The organism is Streptomyces sp. NPDC001709 (assembly GCF_053596375.1).
This window is the reverse complement of sequence record NZ_JBSFGB010000029.1, coordinates 1-14,844: the sequence shown is the minus strand read 5'-3', so window position 1 is coordinate 14,844 and position 14,844 is coordinate 1. Positions and strand designations below refer to the sequence as shown.

The window sequence follows — 14,844 nt, the reverse complement described above, 5'->3', positions numbered from 1 at the left end:
GGGGAGCACAAGGTGAGCACGACAGCCACGGGCACAGCGGTGCCCGGCTCGGGGGCGGGGTCGGGGCTCGGTTTCTGCCGGGTCACGATCGTCGCGCCCGACAGCCGGATCGACGTGGCGCTGCCCGACGACATCCCGGTCGCCGACATCTACCCGGAGATCCTCCGGCTCTCCCGGCAGAGCCCCGCCGAAGGTGCGCCGGTCGGCTACCACCTCGTACGCAGGGACGGCACCGTTCTCGACAGCGCACGCTCCTTTGCCGCACAACGGATTCTCGACGGCGAACTGCTCACGCTGCGCCCCTTCTCCGAGTCGTTGCCGCCCGCCGTCTTCGACGACGTCTCCGAGGCGGTCGCCTCGGCGGTGACCCGTCACCGCACTCTGTGGGGCGGCGACCTCACCCGCGCCGCGGGACTCGCGGGCGCGGGCGTCCTGTCGACCCTGCTCGCCTTCGTCGCCTGGAACGCCGATCCCCGGCACGACATGCACAGCCTGCCCGGGATACTCGCGGGCGTCTCCGGAGTGCTCCTCGTGGTCTTCGCCGCCGTTCGGGGCCGGGTCTACGACGACCGGGGCTCGGCGACAGCGCTGGGCCTCGGCGCTCTTCCCAACGTGGGCGTTGCCGGATCGGGACTCCTCTCTCTCGCCCACGGCCAGGGAATCGGCAAACTGCAGTTCCTGCTCGCCTGCGCGGCGGTCCTGCTCGCCTCTGTCATCCTGACGCTGTGCACACCGGGCGGGGACGCCCCGTTCGTCGCCTTCGTCGTCGCGTCCGCGATCGGCCTGATCACCGTCTTCACGGCGATCCTCGTGCACTGGACACCGAAGGAGATCGCCGCCCTGTGCGCGCCGGTCGCGGTGGCCGGCCTGGCCTTCCTGCCGGGACTGTCCATGCGCTTCGCCCGGCTGCCCATCGGCTTCGACCCGCCGAACTCCGCCCAGAGCAGCGTCTACGGCACGGAGACCGCCGTGCAGGAGCCGGTCGACATCAGGCGGATCGAGGCCCAGGCCCGCCGCGGCCACGAGATCCTGGTCGGGCTCGTCGGCGGCTGCGCGCTCACCGCGCTCGCCTCCTGCGCGGTGCTCGGATTCTCCGACGACGTCTGGGCCCAACTGCTCGCCTGCGCGACGGCCGTGGCGCTGCTCATGCGCGCCCAGCTCTTCCGCTACACCGGGCAGGTCGCCCCCCTCCTGGCGGCCGGACTCGGCTCACTCGTCCTGCTCGGTCTCGGCCTGGCGCTCAACCCACCACACTCCGTGCTGCGCGAGGCACTCACCGGAGACCGCTCCGGCCTCGACATCCGTGCGATCTGGCTCACCGCGGCCATCGCAGCCGGGGCGGCCCTCGTGGCAGCCCTGGGTCTCATCGTCCCGCGCCAGGGTCTCAGCCCCTTCTGGGGCCGCTTCCTGGAGATCATCGAAGGCTTCGTGCTCCTGACACTGGTCCCCCTCGCGCTCGCCGTGTTCGACGTGTACGCGACGGCCCGCGCGATGACCAGCAAGTGACCCGGGCCGACCTCGTCGACTCCTGATCCCATCAGCGGCAGCGAAGAGAAGGATTCAGCAGCGTGAGCTTCGGCCCGCCCCCGTCCATGCATGCCCAGTCGGCGCCGGCGGCCGACCAGTCGCGGAACAGGCGCCGCAGACGCATACTCGGCGCGGTCGCCGCGGTGGTAGCCGCCGTCGTCTGCCTTGGCGCGGGTCTGTTCTGGTACCACTCGGCCGACCGGACGAAGGGGCGCACCGACCCCAAGGCGGTCAAGCAGGCCCCGGACGCCATACGCGAGACCGTGGAGAAGGCCCCCGTCTCACCGGAGGGCCAGGTCGTCGTCCAGCACAACCAAGGCGGCCTCACCGGCAAGCAGCAGCTGTTCGCGCCCGCCACCTGGGCCACGGGCAAGATCGTCGCGCGGACCTTCGCCGACCGCATCGAGGGTTACAAGATCGAGCCCCACCCCGACTGGGACGCGAAGGCATGGACCCTCCAACTCGGCGGCCACGTCTGTGCCGTCAGCCGAGACGTCACCGCCGACGGCCGGACCGCCGTCGTTGTCGAGCCCGGACACACCGACAACCCCCAGGCCGGTGCCTGTGACGAGGTGGTCATGGTCGACCTCGACACCGGCAAGAAGCTCTGGCAGGAGAAGATGCCGGCGGCCGACGCCGCCTCCATCACCAGCACCAACATCTCCCTGACCCGGGGCGTCATGGCCGTCGCCTGGGGTGATGGGTCGGTGGCGTACGACATGCACAGCGGCAAGCGGCTGTGGAACACGTCCGCCACGTCCCAGTGCCATGACTCGGCCTATGCCGGTGGCAGGGCTCTGCTGGCCCTCGTCAAGTGTGGCGACTCCAGCGACGCCACCTACCGGGTGGAGAAGCTCGAGCCGCGCAGTGGCAAGGTCCTGTGGCGCTACTCGGTCAGCAACGGTCTGCGGAGCATCTACCTGCCGTCCGCCGACCCGCCGGTGATCGCCGTCGAGGCGGGGGACTACCGGGTCACGGACCTGATCACTCTGGATCCGAAGAGCGGTGAGCGGCTGGCCACCATCTCGATGAACGGCTACGACCCCCAGTGTGGCGGCAACGTCGAGGGCTTCTTCGACGCCGTCGACAAGTGCTACGGCATGGTGGTCAGCCGCGACCGGGTCTTCGTCATGAGCAAGGACACCGACGACGTCACCAGGAAGCCGGAGAACCAGATCACGGCCTTCGACCTCAAGAAGGGCACAGCCGTGACCAAGTTCGTGGGCCGGCTCTTCCAGCAGGTCGTCCCCGTCCGCATGAACGGTGACGACCTGATCATTTTCCGTAGCACCGAGGACGACGTCCAGCCGGCCGCCGTGGTGGACTGGAACCCCCGGACCGACAAGGAGACCCCGTACCTGCTGTTCCATCTCCCGGCGGACGACGAGGGTGAACTCGGCGACCCGGAGCAGTCGGACATCCTGTACGAACAGGGACACGCCTTCTTCGCCCGTCGCGTGCTGGCACGCGACGTCGTTCATCCGAAGAACCCGGTGCTCTCGGTGATCGGAGTGGGCAGCGCGGGGCTGAAACACTGAAGGACAAAGGGCGGCACGTACACGTGCCGCCCTTTTCTTGCCCACCGCTACTCCGCCGCGAGCGCCCACCGCTACTGCGCCGCGAGCCCCCCATTCCGTTCCGTCGGCTCCAGATCGAACTCGCCGTCCCGTGCCCCCAGCACGAACGCCCGCCACTCCGCCTCGGTGTAGCGCAGCACGGTGTCGTGGTCGAGGGAGGAGCGCATCGCCACCGCCCCGCCGGGCAGGTACGCGATCTCGACCCGCTCCTCGTGCTCCTCCGTACCGGGCGCGCTCTGCCACTCCACGCCGGAGATGTCGAGCGCGTACAGCTCGTCCCGCTCCCGCTCCTTGCGCGCCTTGACGTCATCCTGCGATTCCGGCGCCGGTGTGCCGGCGCTCGTGCCCTGTGTCTCGGCCATGGTGAAGCGGCCCCCTTCGGCAATACGGACTGCGTTGCGATCGTCACCCTACTGGGAGGCCACGCGCGCGTACTGTGAAACGGCCTGGTCAACGCCCGTAGGAAGGACTTCGGCCGGACACGCGGGGCGGACCGGCGACCGCTTGTGCCCAGGGAGCGGAGGTTTCGTCACGGGCGTGCAACGGGCGTGCTCATGCCATGCAATGCCCACGTAATGTCCCGATCATGAGCATGCCTGTCACTGCCCCGTGGTCCCTGCCGCCCGCCGACGTACTCGCCCTGGGCGGCGGCCGGGGCGGCGGTTATCACAGCAGCTACCACGGCAGCTATTCCCACAGCTACCACCACTCTGGGAGCCACGGGTCCGGCGGCGGCTTCGTATGGATATCCGTCATCGTCCTGGTCGTCGTGATCGTGGCCCTCCTGGTATGGAACGCCCAGCGCAACCGGTGACACAGACGGCCGAAGCGTGCTGGTACCCTGAGTGACGGCCGTTTGTGTACGCACCCCCGGAGCCCCCTGAAGGACGGTTCCGGAGGCCGCGCCCAGCGGATCCCCGGCTCCCGAGTTACGGAAGCTCCCCCGAGACGAAGACCGGGGGCGCTCGGTGGCCACTCACAGACTATGAGGAGTACGCGTGTCGCTCGACGCCGCTACGAAGAAGCAGATCATCGCCGAGTTCGGTACCAAGGAGGGTGACACCGGCTCCCCCGAGGTCCAGGTCGCTCTGCTCTCCCGTCGGATCTCCGACCTGACGGAGCACCTCAAGACCCACAAGCACGACCACCACTCCCGTCGTGGCCTGCTGATCCTGGTCGGTCAGCGCCGTCGCCTCCTGCAGTACCTGGCGAAGAAGGACATCCAGCGCTTCCGTACGCTGGTCGACCGCCTCGGCATCCGCCGCGGTGCGGCCGGCGCCAAGTAAGACGCCGTGAAGGGAGCGGTTCCCGGTAGCACCCGGGGACCGCTCCCTTCGTCGTACATGCGGAAACGTGCGGAGTGTCACTGACGCTTTGTAGTGTGGTAGCACAACGCAATACGTACGACACAGAACGACGTACGACACAGAACGACGTACGACACAGAACGACGTACAACACAGAACGAGGAGAAGCGCACCTCGCCGCCGCCGGTCCTCGGTAGTGGCCCCCGGGGGGAAGTGAGCCCCGGGTGCTTCGATCGAAGACCGGCCCGCACCAGACGGCGCGCTTCTCCACCACCGTCCCCCTGCCACACGGGCAGCCAAGGGACGAAAGACGATATGTAACGGAGAAAACGCTAGTGGAGAACGAGACCCACTACGCCGAGGCCGTCATCGACAACGGCGCCTTCGGCACCCGCACCATCCGCTTCGAGACGGGCCGCCTGGCCAAGCAGGCCGCCGGTTCCGCCGTGGCGTACCTGGACGACGACACCATGGTGCTGTCGGCCACCACCGCCTCCAAGAACCCCAAGGACCAGCTCGACTTCTTCCCGCTCACGGTGGACGTCGAGGAGCGGATGTACGCCGCCGGGAAGATCCCCGGCAGCTTCTTCCGCCGTGAGGGCCGGCCGAGCGAGGACGCGATCCTCACCTGCCGCCTGATCGACCGCCCGCTGCGCCCGTCCTTCAGGAAGGGCCTGCGCAACGAGATCCAGGTCGTCTGCACGGTCATGGCGCTCAACCCCGACCACCTGTACGACGTCGTGGCGATCAACGCCGCGTCCGCGTCCACGCAGCTGGCCGGTCTGCCCTTCTCCGGCCCGATCGGCGGCGTCCGCGTCGCGCTGATCCGTGGTCAGTGGGTCGCCTTCCCGACGCACACCGAGCTCGAGGACGCCGTCTTCGACATGGTCGTCGCGGGTCGCGTCCTGGAGGACGGCGACGTCGCGATCATGATGGTCGAGGCCGAGGCCACCGAGAAGACCATCAAGCTGGTCGAGGGCGGCTCCGAGGCGCCGACCGAGGAGGTCGTCGCCGCCGGTCTGGAGGCCGCGAAGCCCTTCATCAAGGTCCTGTGCCGCGCCCAGGCCGACCTCGCCGCCAAGGCCGCCAAGCCGGTCGGCGAGTTCCCGATCTTCCTGGACTACCAGGACGACGTCCTCGAGGCCCTGACCGCCGCGGTCAAGCCCGAGCTGGCCCAGGCGCTCACCATCGCCGGCAAGCAGGAGCGCGAGGCCGAGCTGGACCGCGTCAAGGGTCTGGCCGCCGAGAAGCTCCTGCCGGAGTTCGAGGGCCGCGAGAAGGAGATCTCCGCCGCGTACCGCTCGCTGACCAAGACCCTGGTCCGTGAGCGCGTCATCAAGGAGAAGAAGCGCATCGACGGCCGTGGCGTGACGGACATCCGTACGCTCGCCGCCGAGGTCGAGGCCATCCCGCGGGTGCACGGCTCCGCGCTGTTCGAGCGTGGCGAGACCCAGATCCTGGGCGTCACCACCCTCAACATGCTCCGCATGGAGCAGCAGCTGGACACCCTCTCCCCGGTGACCCGCAAGCGCTACATGCACAACTACAACTTCCCGCCGTACTCCACCGGTGAGACCGGCCGCGTCGGCTCCCCGAAGCGCCGCGAGATCGGCCACGGCGCCCTCGCCGAGCGCGCCCTCGTGCCGGTGCTGCCGACGCGCGAGGAGTTCCCGTACGCGATCCGCCAGGTGTCCGAGGCCCTCGGCTCCAACGGCTCGACGTCCATGGGCTCGGTCTGCGCCTCCACCATGTCGCTGCTGAACGCCGGTGTGCCGCTGAAGGCCCCCGTCGCCGGTATCGCCATGGGTCTGATCTCCCAGGAGATCGAGGGCGAGACGCACTACGTCACCCTCACCGACATCCTCGGTGCGGAGGACGCCTTCGGCGACATGGACTTCAAGGTCGCCGGCACCAAGGAGTTCGTGACCGCCCTCCAGCTCGACACCAAGCTGGACGGCATCCCGGCCTCCGTCCTGGCCGCGGCCCTCAAGCAGGCCCGCGACGCCCGTCTCCACATCCTCGACGTGATGATGGAGGCCATCGACCGGCCCGACGAGATGAGCCCGCACGCCCCGCGGATCATCACCGTCAAGATCCCGGTCGACAAGATCGGCGAGGTCATCGGCCCCAAGGGCAAGATGATCAACCAGATCCAGGAGGACACGGGCGCCGAGATCACCATCGAGGACGATGGCACGATCTACATCGGTGCCGCCGACGGCCCCTCCGCCGAGGCCGCCCGCGCCACGATCAACGGCATCGCCAACCCGACGATGCCCGAGGTCGGCGAGCGCTACCTCGGTACGGTCGTCAAGACGACCACCTTCGGTGCGTTCGTCTCCCTGCTGCCCGGCAAGGACGGTCTGCTGCACATCTCGCAGATCCGCAAGCTCGCCGGCGGCAAGCGCGTGGAGAACGTCGAGGACGTCCTCGGCGTGGGCCAGAAGGTCCAGGTCGAGATCGCCGAGATCGACTCCCGCGGCAAGCTCTCCCTCGTTCCGGTGATCGAGGGCGAGGAAGGCAACGAGTCGGACAAGGACGACGCCGAGAAGTGACGTCCCGTAGCTCCAAGGTGACGGCCCGCCCCTCTTCGGAGGCGCGGGCCGTCGCCCGTACCCAAACCCTCATCAAGGGCCAGAACGGCATCGGTACGGTCCGCAAGACCACCCTCCCCGGCGGCCTGCGCATCGTCACCGAGACCCTGCCCTCGGTCCGCTCCGCGACCTTCGGCATCTGGGCACACGTCGGCTCCCGCGACGAGACCCCGGCCCTGAACGGCGCAACGCACTACCTGGAGCACCTGCTCTTCAAGGGCACGCACAAGCGCAGCGCGCTGGACATCTCCTCCGCCATCGACGCCGTCGGCGGCGAGATGAACGCGTTCACGGCGAAGGAGTACACGTGCTACTACGCGCGCGTGCTCGACACCGACCTGCCGCTCGCCATCGACGTGGTCTGCGACATGCTGACCGGCTCGCTCATCCTCGAGGAGGACGTCGACGTCGAGCGCGGCGCGATCCTCGAAGAGATCGCGATGACCGAGGACGACCCGGGCGACTGTGTACACGACCTGTTCGCGCACACCATGTTCGGCAGCAACGCCCTCGGCCGCCCCGTGCTCGGCACGGTCGACACGGTCAACGCCCTCACCGCCGACCGCATCCGTCGCTTCTACAAGAAGCACTACGACCCCACCCACCTGGTGGTCGCCTGCGCCGGCAACATCGACCACAACAAGGTCGTACGACAGGTCCGCGTGGCCTTCGAGAAGGGGGGCGCCCTCCGGGACCTCGACGCGCGGCCCATCGCCCCCCGCGACGGCAGCCGTACGATCCGCACGTCCGGCAAGGTCGAGCTGCTCGGCCGCAAGACCGAACAGGCACATGTCGTCCTCGGCATGCCGGGCCTCGCCCGCACCGACGACCGCCGCTGGGCCATGGGCGTGCTCAACACCGCCCTCGGCGGCGGCATGTCCTCGCGCCTCTTCCAGGAGGTCCGGGAGAAGCGCGGCCTCGCCTACAGCGTGTACTCGTACACCTCCGGCTTCGCCGACTGCGGACTGTTCGGGGTCTACGCCGGCTGCCGGCCGAGCCAGGTGCACGACGTGCTGAAGATCTGCCGCGACGAACTCGACCACGTCGCCGTCAACGGCCTCACCGACGACGAGATCGCCCGCGCCATCGGCCAGCTCCAGGGCTCCACCGTCCTCGGCCTGGAGGACACCGGCGCGCTGATGAACCGCATCGGCAAGAGCGAGCTGTGCTGGGGCGAGCAGATGTCCGTCGACGACATGCTGGACCGGATAGCGGCGGTCACCCCGGACGAGGTCCGCTCGGTCGCCCGCGACATCCTGGGACGGCGCCCGTCGCTGTCGGTCATCGGCCCGCTGAAGGACAAGCAGGCCGCACGGCTGCACGACGCCGTCGCCTAATCACTCCCGTAAGGAAGTACAAGAGATGAGCAAGCTGCGCGTGGCGGTCCTCGGCGCCAAGGGCCGGATCGGGTCCGAGGCGGTCAAGGCGGTCGAGGCCGCCGAGGACATGGAACTGGTCGCCACCCTCGGCCGGGGCGACAAAGTGGAGACGCTGGTGGAGACCGGCGCCCAGGTCGCCGTGGAGCTGACCACCCCCGACTCCGTCATGGACAACCTCGACTTCTGCGTGCGCCACGGCATCCACGCGGTCGTCGGTACGACGGGCTGGACGGAGGAGCGCCTCGCGCAGCTGAAGGGCTGGCTCGCCCAGTCCCCGCAGACCGGTGTGCTCATCGCGCCGAACTTCTCCATCGGCGCCGTCCTCACCATGAAGTTCGCGCAGATCGCCGCGCCGTACTTCGAGTCGGTCGAGGTCGTCGAGCTGCACCACCCGAAGAAGGTGGACGCTCCGAGCGGTACGGCCACGCGCACCGCTCAGCTCATCGCCGAGGCCCGCCGGGCGGCGGGCACGGCCCCGGCTCCGGACGCCACGGTCACGGCCCTGGACGGCGCGCGGGGCGCCAGTGTCGACGGGATCCCGGTCCACGCCATCCGCCTGCGCGGCCTGCTGGCCCACCAGGAGGTGCTGCTCGGCGGCGAGGGCGAGACCCTGACGATCCGTCATGACTCCCTGCACCACAGCAGTTTCATGCCGGGCATCCTGCTCGGTGCGCGCCGCGTGGTGACCACTCCGGGCCTGACCTTCGGCCTGGAACACTTCCTGGACCTGGGCTGAGACAGGTTCCCTGATGCGCGCGAAGATCACCTACCTCGTCACGGCCGCCGTCCTGGTCTTCTACTTCGTCCTGGTCGGCAGCCGCGGCGTGATGCTCATCCAGTCCGGCACGGTCCTCACCGTCACCTTCGGGATCGCGGTGCTGGTCCTGCCGGTCATCGGCCTGTGGTTCCTGTGGAAGAACACCCAGTTCGTCCGCAGGGCCAACGCCCTCGCTGCCGAACTCGACGCCGAGGGCGGACTGCCGGTCGACGAGCTGAAGCGCCTGCCCAGCGGCCGGATCGACCGCGACTCGGCCGACGAGGTCTTCGCCAAGCGCAAGGCCGAGACCGAGGCGTCCCCCGACGACTGGCGCTGCTGGTTCCGCCTCGCCGTCGCCTACCACGACGCCCACGACACCCCACGCGCGCGCAAGGCGATGCAAAGGGCTATCGCCCTGCATGAAGGAAGGCCCGTCCAGGCCTGACCGGGGCGCCCACTCGCCGAGCCGAGCCGAGCCGAGCCGTGTCGGGCCGTGCGCGGGTGTGGGCGCGTGGGCCCTGGTCGCGCAGTCCCCCGCGCCTCTTGGGGGGCGCAAGCAGCGCCCGACCCCGACCCCGACCCCAGCCCGCACCGGCACCCGGCGCCGTTGGGTCAGCCGCGCCCGCGCCCGTACTCCGCCGCCCACGCCTCCACGGTGTCCGCGGCCCGGTCGAACGCGCCCGGGCGGCCCAGGAAGTCCAGCGTGTGGGTCGTCAGCAGCGGAGCCGTGTCACTGGCGGCCCGGTCCTTGCGTACGTGCACCAGCGCCTGCCCCTGCACCGTCCGGGGCAGCCCCAGCCAGCGCACCGGCTGCTGCACTGTCCGCACGGAGACCACCCGCGCCCACGGCACCGTACGCGTCACCAGGAAGCCGACGTGACGGAGTCCGCGCCCGCTCACCCACACGCCCATGCGCAGCAGCCGCAGCGCCCAGGCGATGGCCACGAGCGCCCCGGCGAAGACCGCTGCGGAGGAGGACACCGAGTGGGTCAGGGCGATGACCACCGCGGCGAACAGCACGAACGAGGCGAGCAACAGCGCCAGCGCCGCCACGCCCACACGCCAGGGACCGGGACGGTAGGGGCGCCGCCAGCGCTCCCGGTCGTCGTACGGCAGCGCGCTCTCGGTAGCGGCCTCGAAGGTGCGGTCGGCCGTCAGGAAGGACAGGGGCACGGCGGGTCCTCACTCGATCCTCGCGTGGGCTGTGCCCGGTGAGGCTATCCGCCGCTGTTTCCGCTCACCACCCTCGGGCGGCCGGAAGAGTCAGTGCCCCTGGGACGCCTGGGACTGCTGCGTCGGCGTACTGGACGGCGTGGACATCGCCGGCATACCGAGGATCAGGGCCCCCACCAGCCCGGCGACGAGGGTGAGTCCCAGCAGCCAGCGCCCGGTTATCTCCCCGAAGGACGCCCGCAGACGGGGCGGGGGAGTGACATTGCTGCGGAACCTGTCCGCCTCGGCCAGGAAGGCGAAGGGTACGGGCTCGCGCCGACGGAACATCGCGGTACGTCTCCTTTCGAGGTCGAACGTCCAAGCCTCACCGGTACAGACGCTCGAGTGACACAAAAGGTGCCCATGTCGGAAAAAATCCGTGGTGGGATTTTTGAGGCGAGGTCCTGCCAGGGCCCGGGTCGCCGCCCCGTAAGGTGGGCGCGAAGCACAGCTGTGATGGGAAGGACCCCAACCCCCGTGACCACCCCCGAGTCGCTCACGTTCCGCAGTGACGTCACCGTCGAGCTGGTGAAGTCCAGCGCTTCGGACGCCGACGTCCTCTTCGCCGCGCGGGTCTCCACCGCCGGCGAGCAGTCCCTGGACGAGCTGAAGAAGGACCCCGAGCGCTCCAAGGGCCTGATCAACTACCTGATGCGCGACCGGCACGGCAGCCCGTTCGAGCACAACTCGATGACGTTCTTCATCAGCGCCCCGATCTTCGTCTTCCGCGAGTTCATGCGGCACCGCGTCGGCTGGTCGTACAACGAGGAGTCCGGCCGCTACCGGGAGCTCGAGCCGGTCTTCTACGTCCCCGGCACTGACCGCAAGCTCGTGCAGGAGGGCCGTCCCGGCAAGTACGTCTTCGTCGAGGGCACCCCGGCCCAGTACGAGGCCGTCAGCAGCACGCTCCGGGAGTCGTACGAGCAGGCGTACGGGGCCTACCAGAAGATGCTCACCGAGGGTGTCGCCCGCGAGGTCGCCCGTGCCGCCCTCCCCGTCGGCCTGTACTCCTCGATGTACGCCACGTGCAACGCCCGCTCCCTGATGCACTTCCTCGGCCTGCGCACCCAGCACGAGCTGGCCAAGGTGCCGTCCTTCCCGCAGCGGGAGATCGAGATGGTCGGCGAGAAGATGGAGGCGGAGTGGGCCAAGCTCATGCCGCTGACGTACGCCGCCTTCAACGCGAACGGGCGTGTGGCCCCGTAAGAAAGGCCTACGAAGCCCTGTTCCCCCACCAGGAACGGATGTACGGATCAGCCTCGCGAAGTGTCCGTATTGCGGCATTTAGAGAAGTTCATCTAGCCTGATCAAACGGACCCGGCACTGCTTGAACCCCCGAGCAGGCAGTGCCGGGATCCGCATTTGTCCTGACTTTCCCGGCACCCCACGGGCAGACCACGCATGGAGCACCGAGTAGCGTGTTACCCATGGCTCCGACCTCGACTCCGCAGACCCCCTTCGGGCGGGTCCTCACCGCCATGGTCACGCCCTTCACGGCGGACGGCGCACTCGACCTCGACGGCGCGCAGCGGCTCGCCGCCCACCTGGTGGACGCAGGCAACGACGGCCTGATCATCAACGGCACCACCGGCGAGTCCCCCACCACCAGCGACGCGGAGAAATCGGACCTCGTACGAGCCGTACTGGAGGCGGTCGGCGACCGCGCCCACATCGTGGCCGGCGTCGGCACCAACGACACCCGCCACAGCATCGAGCTGGCCCGCGAGGCGGAGCGCGTCGGCGCCCACGGCCTGCTGGTCGTCACGCCGTACTACAACAAGCCCCCGCAGGAGGGCCTCTACCGGCACTTCACGGCCGTCGCCGACGCCACCGGGCTGCCGGTCATGCTCTACGACATCCCCGGCCGCAGCGGCGTCCCGATCAACGCCGAGACGCTCGTCCGGCTCGCCGAGCACCCCCGGATCGTCGCCAACAAGGACGCCAAGGGCGACCTCGGCCGCGCCAGCTGGGCCATCGCCCAGTCAGGCCTCGCCTGGTACTCCGGCGACGACATGCTGAACCTTCCCCTCCTGTCGGTGGGCGCGGTCGGCTTCGTCTCGGTCGTCGGCCACCTGGTCACCCCCGACCTGCGCGCCCTCGTCGACGCGTACGTCTCCGGTGACGTCGTCAAGGCCACCGAGATCCACCAGAAGCTGCTCCCGGTCTACACCGGCATGTTCCGCACCCAGGGCGTCATGACCACCAAGGCCGCGCTCGCCCTCCAGGGCCTGCCCGCCGGGCCGCTGCGCTCGCCCATGGTCGAGTGCTCGCCCGAGGAGGTCGCCCAGCTCAAGATCGATCTTGCTGCCGGCGGGGTACAGCTCTGACAACAGACTTGGCACCACACAAGCTTCACAACTGAAGATCAACAGAAGAAGCGGGCCACCGGTGCCCGCGCCCCACAACGACAACTGCTTATGCACGAACGTCTCACGCGCCACGTGCCCGACCGGTACGTGGCGCGTGTGGTGAGGAGAGTCTTTTGAGTCATCCGCATCCTGAACTCGGCCCCCCTCCGCCCCTCCCCGAAGGCGGCCTGCGGGTCACCCCGCTCGGCGGCCTCGGCGAGATCGGCCGGAACATGACGGTCTTCGAATACGGCGGCCGCCTGCTGATCGTCGACTGCGGAGTGCTCTTCCCCGAGGAGGAGCAGCCCGGAATCGACCTGATCCTGCCGGACTTCTCGTCCATCCGGGACCGCCTCGACGACATCGAGGGCATCGTCCTCACCCATGGCCACGAGGACCACATCGGCGGTGTCCCGTTCCTGCTCCGCGAGAAGCCGGACATCCCGCTGATCGGCTCCAAGCTGACCCTCGCCCTGATCGAGGCCAAGCTCCAGGAGCACCGCATCCGCCCGTACACCCTTGAGGTGGCGGAGGGGAACCGCGAGCGCATCGGCCCCTTCGATTGCGAGTTCGTCGCCGTCAACCACTCCATCCCGGACGCGCTGGCCGTCGCCATCCGCACCCCCGCCGGCATGGTCGTGCACACCGGCGACTTCAAGATGGACCAGCTCCCGCTGGACAACCGCCTCACCGACCTGCACGCGTTCGCCCGGCTGAGCGAGGAGGGCATCGACCTCCTGCTCACCGACTCCACGAACGCCGAGGTCCCGGGCTTCACCCCGCACGAGCGCGACATCTCCAACGTCCTGCGGCAGGTCTTCGCGAGCGCCCGCAAGCGGATCATCGTGGCGAGCTTCGCCAGCCACGTCCACCGCATCCAGCAGATCCTGGACGCGGCCCACGAGTACGGCCGCCGGGTCGCCTTCGTCGGCCGTTCCATGGTCCGCAACATGGGCATCGCGCGGGACCTCGGCTATCTGAAGGTCCCGCCGGGCCTGGTGGTCGACGTCAAGACGCTGGACGACCTCCCGGACCACGAGGTGGTCCTGGTCTGCACGGGTTCCCAGGGCGAGCCGATGGCGGCGCTGTCGAGGATGGCCAACAGGGACCACCAGATCCGGATCGTCGAGGGCGACACGGTGATCCTCGCGTCCTCCCTGATCCCCGGTAACGAGAACGCGGTCTACCGCGTGATCAACGGCCTCACCCGCTGGGGCGCCAACGTCGTCCACAAGGGCAACGCCAAGGTGCACGTTTCCGGCCACGCGTCCGCGGGCGAGCTGCTGTACTTCTACAACATCTGCCGCCCGAAGAACCTGATGCCGGTGCACGGTGAGTGGCGCCACCTGCGGGCCAACGCGGAGCTGGGCGCTTTGACGGGCGTCCCGCACGACCGGATCGTCATCGCCGAGGACGGAGTGGTGGTCGACCTGGTCGCGGGCAAGGCCAAGATCTCCGGCAAGGTCCAGGCCGGTTACGTCTACGTCGACGGCCTCTCCGTCGGCGATGTCGGTGAGCCGGCCCTGAAGGACCGCAAGATCCTCGGCGACGAGGGCATCATCTCGGTCTTCGTGGTCGTGGACTCGTCCACCGGGAAGATCACCGGCGGCCCGCACGTCCAGGCGCGCGGCTCCGGCATTGAGGACTCGGCCTTCACCGCCGTCATCCCGAAGATCACCGAAGCGCTGGAGCGGTCCGCCCAGGACGGCGTCGTGGAGCCGCACCAGCTGCAGCAACTCGTCCGGCGCACCCTCGGCAAGTGGGTCTCGGACACCTATCGCCGCAGGCCGATGATCCTGCCGGTGGTTGTGGAGGTCTGACGGCTCGTCGGATGCATCGACCGAACGGGGCGCCTCGATTTGCATCGGGGCGCCCCGTTCCAGTACGTTTACGGCTCCGCCCAACCGGGAACCCCAGCACTTCATGCGCTGGACACGAGTGCCCGGAGCGGGTGGGAAAACCGACTCAGAACTTCTGATAAAGTCGGAACCGCCGGAAAGGGAAACGCGAAAGCGGGAACCTGGAAAGCACCGAGGAAATCGGATCGGGAAAAGATCTGATAGAGTCGGAAACGCAAGACCGAAGGGAAGCGCCCGGAGGAAAGCCCGAGAGGGTGAGTACAAAGGAAGCGACCGTTCCTTGA

General features: G+C 68.9%; 14 protein-coding genes. 11 read left to right on the top strand and 3 right to left on the bottom strand.

What is annotated here, in order from left to right:
- Nucleotides 1-12 precede the first annotated feature (12 nt).
- Together eccD and ACWC0C_RS33705 are read left to right on the top strand one after the other, a co-directional pair.
- Complete coding sequence (gene eccD, locus ACWC0C_RS33710; RefSeq protein WP_450867916.1) at nucleotides 13-1,506, top strand: type VII secretion integral membrane protein EccD; 1,494 nt, start codon at nucleotides 13-15, stop codon at nucleotides 1,504-1,506.
- A gap of 62 nt (nucleotides 1,507-1,568) precedes the next feature.
- A complete protein-coding gene (locus ACWC0C_RS33705; protein WP_450867914.1) occupies nucleotides 1,569-3,065 on the top strand; it encodes an outer membrane protein assembly factor BamB family protein in 1,497 nt (498 codons plus the stop codon).
- 71 nt (nucleotides 3,066-3,136) lie between these two features.
- Here ACWC0C_RS33705 and ACWC0C_RS33700 read toward each other — a convergent pair whose 3' ends face one another.
- Entirely contained in the window at nucleotides 3,137-3,466 is a 330-nt protein-coding gene (locus ACWC0C_RS33700; RefSeq protein ID WP_449201230.1) for a DUF397 domain-containing protein, read from the bottom strand.
- A 224-nt stretch (nucleotides 3,467-3,690) separates the two neighbouring features.
- On the opposite strand from ACWC0C_RS33700, the gene ACWC0C_RS33695 reads away from it, so the two are divergent.
- The 6 genes from ACWC0C_RS33695 to ACWC0C_RS33670 all read left to right on the top strand — a co-directional run bounded on the left by ACWC0C_RS33695 (nucleotide 3,691) and on the right by ACWC0C_RS33670 (nucleotide 9,586).
- The gene (locus ACWC0C_RS33695; RefSeq protein WP_449201231.1) at nucleotides 3,691-3,918 is read left to right on the top strand and encodes a hypothetical protein; all 228 of its coding nucleotides are present in this window, start codon (nucleotides 3,691-3,693) and stop codon (nucleotides 3,916-3,918) included.
- Between the two features lie 184 nt (nucleotides 3,919-4,102).
- Nucleotides 4,103-4,390, top strand: a complete 288-nt coding sequence (gene rpsO / locus ACWC0C_RS33690) for a 30S ribosomal protein S15 (protein ID WP_030619140.1) — start codon at nucleotides 4,103-4,105, stop codon at nucleotides 4,388-4,390.
- Nucleotides 4,391-4,746: 356 nt separating this feature from the next.
- Nucleotides 4,747-6,966 carry a polyribonucleotide nucleotidyltransferase gene (locus tag ACWC0C_RS33685; RefSeq protein WP_449201232.1) on the top strand — a complete coding sequence of 740 codons (2,220 nt, stop codon included), beginning with the start codon at nucleotides 4,747-4,749 and terminating at the stop codon, nucleotides 6,964-6,966.
- Nucleotides 6,963-8,342, top strand: coding sequence for a M16 family metallopeptidase (locus ACWC0C_RS33680; protein ID WP_450867912.1), 1,380 nt, complete (start codon nucleotides 6,963-6,965; stop codon nucleotides 8,340-8,342). The genes ACWC0C_RS33685 and ACWC0C_RS33680 overlap by 4 nt, the downstream gene beginning before the upstream one ends.
- 25 nt (nucleotides 8,343-8,367) lie before the next feature.
- On the top strand, nucleotides 8,368-9,120 hold the full coding sequence (dapB, locus tag ACWC0C_RS33675) for a 4-hydroxy-tetrahydrodipicolinate reductase (RefSeq protein ID WP_450867910.1): 753 nt from the start codon (nucleotides 8,368-8,370) through the stop codon (nucleotides 9,118-9,120).
- A gap of 13 nt (nucleotides 9,121-9,133) precedes the next feature.
- Entirely contained in the window at nucleotides 9,134-9,586 is a 453-nt protein-coding gene (locus ACWC0C_RS33670) for a hypothetical protein (RefSeq protein WP_449201235.1), read from the top strand.
- A gap of 167 nt (nucleotides 9,587-9,753) precedes the next feature.
- Here ACWC0C_RS33670 and ACWC0C_RS33665 read toward each other — a convergent pair whose 3' ends face one another.
- Together ACWC0C_RS33665 and ACWC0C_RS33660 are read right to left on the bottom strand one after the other, a co-directional pair.
- Complete coding sequence (locus tag ACWC0C_RS33665; protein ID WP_450867908.1) at nucleotides 9,754-10,314, bottom strand: hypothetical protein; 561 nt, start codon at nucleotides 10,312-10,314, stop codon at nucleotides 9,754-9,756.
- 90 nt (nucleotides 10,315-10,404) lie between these two features.
- The gene (locus ACWC0C_RS33660; RefSeq protein WP_450867906.1) at nucleotides 10,405-10,641 is read right to left on the bottom strand and encodes a hypothetical protein; all 237 of its coding nucleotides are present in this window, start codon (nucleotides 10,639-10,641) and stop codon (nucleotides 10,405-10,407) included.
- 168 nt (nucleotides 10,642-10,809) lie between these two features.
- Here ACWC0C_RS33660 and thyX point away from each other — a divergent pair, with 168 nt between their 5' ends.
- From thyX to ACWC0C_RS33645, 3 genes are all read left to right on the top strand, one after another.
- Entirely contained in the window at nucleotides 10,810-11,559 is a 750-nt protein-coding gene (gene thyX / locus ACWC0C_RS33655; RefSeq protein ID WP_450867905.1) for an FAD-dependent thymidylate synthase, read from the top strand.
- A 221-nt stretch (nucleotides 11,560-11,780) separates the two neighbouring features.
- Entirely contained in the window at nucleotides 11,781-12,680 is a 900-nt protein-coding gene (gene dapA, locus ACWC0C_RS33650; protein ID WP_449201239.1) for a 4-hydroxy-tetrahydrodipicolinate synthase, read from the top strand.
- A gap of 155 nt (nucleotides 12,681-12,835) precedes the next feature.
- A complete protein-coding gene (locus tag ACWC0C_RS33645; protein ID WP_449201240.1) occupies nucleotides 12,836-14,521 on the top strand; it encodes a ribonuclease J in 1,686 nt (561 codons plus the stop codon).
- Nucleotides 14,522-14,844: the final 323 nt, after the last annotated feature.